This is a genomic window from Trichocoleus sp. FACHB-90 (assembly GCF_014695505.1).
Taxonomy (GTDB): Bacteria; Cyanobacteriota; Cyanobacteriia; order Cyanobacteriales; family FACHB-T130; genus Funiculus; species Funiculus sociatus.
The window spans coordinates 1-4517 of the sequence record NZ_JACJOK010000035.1 but is presented as its reverse complement, the minus strand read 5'-3'; the positions used below and the strand labels follow the sequence as shown (position 1 = coordinate 4517).

At 45.3% G+C, this 4517-nt stretch carries 4 protein-coding genes and 2 pseudogenes; 2 read left to right on the top strand and 4 right to left on the bottom strand.

Going from position 1 to position 4517, the window contains the following annotated elements:
- Nucleotides 1-428: 428 nt before the first annotated feature.
- Both H6F74_RS10605 and H6F74_RS10600 read left to right on the top strand, forming a co-directional pair.
- Complete coding sequence (locus H6F74_RS10605) at nucleotides 429-785, top strand: hypothetical protein (protein ID WP_190440357.1); 357 nt, start codon at nucleotides 429-431, stop codon at nucleotides 783-785.
- A 14-nt stretch (nucleotides 786-799) separates the two neighbouring features.
- A pseudogene (locus tag H6F74_RS10600) lies at nucleotides 800-2200 on the top strand (IS110 family transposase).
- An 85-nt stretch (nucleotides 2201-2285) separates the two neighbouring features.
- Here the strand turns inward: H6F74_RS10600 and H6F74_RS30970 are convergent.
- The 4 genes and pseudogenes from H6F74_RS30970 to H6F74_RS10580 all read right to left on the bottom strand — a co-directional run.
- Nucleotides 2286-3219: pseudogene (locus tag H6F74_RS30970) on the bottom strand (DUF5996 family protein).
- A gap of 32 nt (nucleotides 3220-3251) precedes the next feature.
- Nucleotides 3252-3527 carry a UBP-type zinc finger domain-containing protein gene (locus H6F74_RS10590; protein WP_190440354.1) on the bottom strand — a complete coding sequence of 92 codons (276 nt, stop codon included), beginning with the start codon at nucleotides 3525-3527 and terminating at the stop codon, nucleotides 3252-3254.
- 36 nt (nucleotides 3528-3563) lie between these two features.
- Nucleotides 3564-4142, bottom strand: coding sequence for an antibiotic biosynthesis monooxygenase (locus H6F74_RS10585; RefSeq protein ID WP_190440351.1), 579 nt, complete (start codon nucleotides 4140-4142; stop codon nucleotides 3564-3566).
- 42 nt (nucleotides 4143-4184) lie between these two features.
- Nucleotides 4185-4517, bottom strand: a 333-nt coding sequence (locus tag H6F74_RS10580; protein ID WP_190440347.1) for an NAD(P)H-dependent oxidoreductase, incomplete at its 5' end; no start/stop codon positions are given.

Genomic DNA, 4517 nt, shown 5'->3' with positions numbered 1-4517 from the left:
AACGAAGAGGTTATGGGTTTAGAAACTTCAACAATTTCAAATTAAGAAGTTTTCTGACTTGGCATTTTGCCAGCTAATTTCAGTTTATTTTACATACCATGTTCGGTAGAGCCTAATATTCTTTTATCCAAAGCATTTTTTACGCCTTTGAACTACTTAATCAAACTTGCTAATTTAAATGCTCAACCTTTCCCCATTTCAACTTCCTATTCAGGATAAATGTTCTATTTAACGCATTCGTATTTTCTATAAATATGTACCAATTGATAATTCTACCTATTGAGGGCGTTTGGATTAGACCCATTTTCGCGGTTGCGTCTCTTGAGCTTATCTATCCCTCTTCTGTCACTTTCCGGGCAGGCAATCTCCAAAAGCCTTATCAGTCAATCAATACAAGCTATCCTATTAGAAAAAGTTGGTGGTTGTATTTGTTGTTAGAAAAAAATCTGGCGATCGCTTGGTATACAAAAGCTTTAGAGTTCAGAAATGGCAAAAGTTTTCGGAGAGTGACAGAAGCTGTTTACGGACGCACTGGCTTCCGTTATGGATGGAAGAAACAAAATAAGATGCACCGAAAAAAATTACACTTTTATTGTGTCCTGACAGTTAAGACCGATCCCCCAATGGTGCTTTGTCGCCCGTACAGAAGGCAAGGTTGCTGGGTTGAGACGGCTATGACATTGGTGAAATGGTTGCTACCATTATCCCGTGCGAGGAGACTGTATTCATCCGTCAACCCAGGTCAGGGCACACCTCCAATTGCTAGTATGACTCCGCATTCGTGAGGAAGCCTTTGATGATGAAAACACCAAAGTCCAAATCCCGTTCCCATCAACCAAGTGCGAATGAAACTTCTGACTTAAGACCAATCAACCCAAATGCAGCGGGTATTGATATCGGTTCAGAATTTCACCCTCGTGAGCGTTCCAAAAGATAGAGCCTCCGAGAGTGTCAGACGTTTTGGCTGTTACACTGCTCTCCTTGTATGCTCTAGCTGATTGGTTGGCTCTTTGTGGAGTGAAAACTGTAGCAATGGAATCAACGGGGGTATATTGGATTGCGTTGTTTCAAATCTTGGAGACAAGGGGGTTTGAAGTTAAACTTGTCAACGCCCATCACGTTAAAACATTGCCTGGACGTAAAACTGATATTTTAGACTGTCAATGGTTGCAACAGTTACATAGTTACGGATTGTTGTCTGGTTCTTTTCGCCCAGAAGACCTTTCTTTGTGTATTACGGAGTTATATCCGCCACCGAGACAGTCTCTTCAATTGTGCTTGTGTTCACATTCAACGGATGCAAAAAGCATTAACCCAGATGAACGTGCAACTGCATAAAGTTGTTAGCGATATCACTGGTATTACTGGAATGGCAATTATTCGAGCTATTGTTGAAGGAGAAAGAGATCCACAAATTTTGGCAGCTAAAAAGCATCACCGCGCTAAACGCTCAGAAGCTGAAATTGCCGCCGCACTGAATGGTGATTATCGCAGTGAGCATGTCTTTGTACTCCAACAAGAATTACAACTTTACGATGTTTATCAAACTCAGATAGCAGCCTGCGACCACCAAATACAGGAGTGCTTATCTCAATTTAGCGACAAAGTTAATTTGAATGAATCTCCGCTTCCCCAACCAAAGCACATCCGTCATAAACCCCAAGGCAATGAACCTGCTGCGTGATTTACGTACCCATCTTTACCGAATTAGTGGTGTGGACTTCACTGCTATTGATGGTCTTGGTATCCTAACAGTACAAACCATTATTTCTGAGGTTGGATTAGATCAAGCGCCGATTCCCAACTGTTAAACACTTTACTTCTTGGCTTGGTCTTTGCCCTTGTAATCGCATCACTGGTGGCAAAATTAAAAGTTCTCAAACCCGCTTGGTAGTTAACCCTGCTACCAATGCTTTCCGAATGGCAGCACAAACAGCTGCTCATGTGCAATTCTGCTGATGGTGCTTTTTATCGCCGCTTACGCTCGCGCCTGGGTACACCCAAAGCTATCACTGCTACTGCTCATAAGTTGGCACGAATTTTCTACCGACTTTGGACAGCAGGAGGTAACTATCAAGATATTGGCATGGATTATTATGAGCAACTAACCCAAGAACGAGTCATCAATAACCTCCAGAAAAAGGCTCTAGCTTTGGGTTTTGAGCTTGTTCCTCAGCCCAAAGCAAATACGGTTTCTTAGGAGAGGGATAAACCAGTCTGCGAAATTGTCCTACATTTCACCACTTAATATCTGCCAGTTAAACGCCAATTTAGGAATGCAGTTGCTACTTAAACGTCAACTGCTGAAGTTCCTTTTGATTCCAGTTGCCTAACCTGGCGGCAGCTTCGTAGGTGCTTTGCAAAAACTCTAACAACATCTGATCCGGTGATTCTGCCTCACGGACAGCATCATAGGGCAAAATAAATTCACCCAACTCTTTACTGTAAAATGCAGCATCGGGACGAACCTCAGCCTGCTTAAACCCATCGGGTTCTGGGTACGCATAGGAATAAAACGCTGGGTATGATAATCCGGCTCCGGGCCAAAATCCGGCACTACTGACTTCCTGGGAATAGGCTTCCTGCGCCACTGCATCCGGTAGATTTGGCACCCCTCCCGGATGCTCAGGAGCCGATCGCCCCGAAAAGCGAGTCACCGCTAAATCAAAACTTCCCCAGAAAAAATGAACGGGGCTGACCCTTGCCGGAAAAATGTGAACGAAATTCTCGAAAGACTCGATCGGACTGTAGCAACACTCGCCAGCATCGATTGGCATAATCCGCATCATAAGCGGCATGGGTTTCATCCTGCTCAAATCGAATTGAGTCAGGGACTTCATTCGGTTTGGTGTTAATCGTGATGTGAATATCTAATGCTCTGAGCGTTTCCATCACAGTCTGATAAAAGTCAGCAACAGAGCGAGGGTAGAGAGCGATCACTCGTCTTGCCCCTTCGCTGGTTTGAATCAGCAGCTCATGATCAATGAAATCAAAGTCGATTTGAAAGATGCGGCTGCCATAGGGAATCGTGGAAGTGGTCAGTCCCCGAACGGTTAAATAGAGGGGTATATGCCAGGAATGATTAATCCACGGAGTTTGGGCAAATCGGATTTTGCCGATGATTTGAGTCCACATGTGCAAGGTGGCATAGGTCTCTTGCCATGCGTCCAGGGGTAAACTCGGCCAAATATCTGTTAGGGCAGGCTGATTTGACATCATGGTTTCCTCGCGAGTAGAAAAGGGGCGCGTGATTAATAGTTCTTCTGTTGTTCGTCGGCAAAACACCACAGCCATTGTTCTCCCAATTCGGCTGAACTGATCACTGCGTGTCCGCTCTCTTCGTAATGGCGGCGAGCGTGTTGATTTTTAGATGAGTCGCAGCACAACATTTTGCCGCAGGTTTGACAAATTCTTAAATGTACCCAGCGATCGCCAACTCGCAGGCATTCCTCACAGCGGAATACCGGGTAATTGGCTTTTGAAATCATAGTCTCTAGCGTCAGTTCGTTCAGGTGTTGACAAGACATGGAGGATTCCTGTGAATGTGCAAGATATGTACTTGATCAAATGGGATACAGCCATTTGCGAAAGAGTTGAGTGAGGCGCGGCATAATCACGTAGGTGAGCATGGCAACCGTTAGACCTGTAACCAACAACGTTCTGAGCAATACCGGAAGCTCCGCTAGGAGCGGTACTAGCAAACGATTGAGAATAGGTGTCGTGAAAAACACTCCCAGCCATGTCACGATCGCCATTTTGTAGCGCGGGGGTGGAGCCTTCATCGGCTTGTCAGGAAGCATAAACCAGGTTTCCAGCCCAGTCAGGGTTTGAATTGCTTCTGGTTTTTCAATTAAGGGTTGCAGTCGCTCAATCCATTCTTGCCGGACACTGGATTCCAGCCAGGTTTTGAGGTTGTCGTAATGATCAAATCTGAGAATTGCCACATATTCAGGATGAGTGTGGTCACAGGGTCGGATCAGGCTGACTCCTAAGTGTCCCTTAAATTGGTGAGCAGCCGTCGCAATTCCGTGCAACCATTCCTCATAACCTTGCTCACGCCCAGATCGAACGAAGTGAGAAATAATGGCGGTTACCGGATAGGTGTCTTCATCGGTACCCACAACCAGTGGATCTAGCATCACACATGACCTCAAAAACTTTAGTTACCCAAAAAGCGATGATAGTTAATGCGCGATCGCTGCTTTTAGGGCAGATTGGGCATTAGCGATCGCCAGATTCCGGGCTGCATCCCCCAGATTAAGGCTATCGGCATAGATAAACTCAATATCCGTGATACCAATAAACCCAAAAATGAGTTGCAAGTAGGGTGTTTGTAGATCATAGGAGTGAGTAGGGCTACCTTCGGGGTAGGCTCCTCCCTGCGCCATAATGATCGTCATCTTCTTGTTGTGAACCAGTCCCTTGTAACCTGCTTCATCAACGGAGAATGTACGTCCCGCTCGCACAATCTGGTCAAGATAAGCTTTGAAGTTGGCAGGAATGCTGAAGTTATACAT

Excerpts from the sequence above, each read along its gene's own strand:
- H6F74_RS10590 (WP_190440354.1), bottom strand. The coding sequence starts at position 3,527 with ATGTCTTGTCAACACCTGAACGAACTGACGCTAGAGACTATGATTTCA.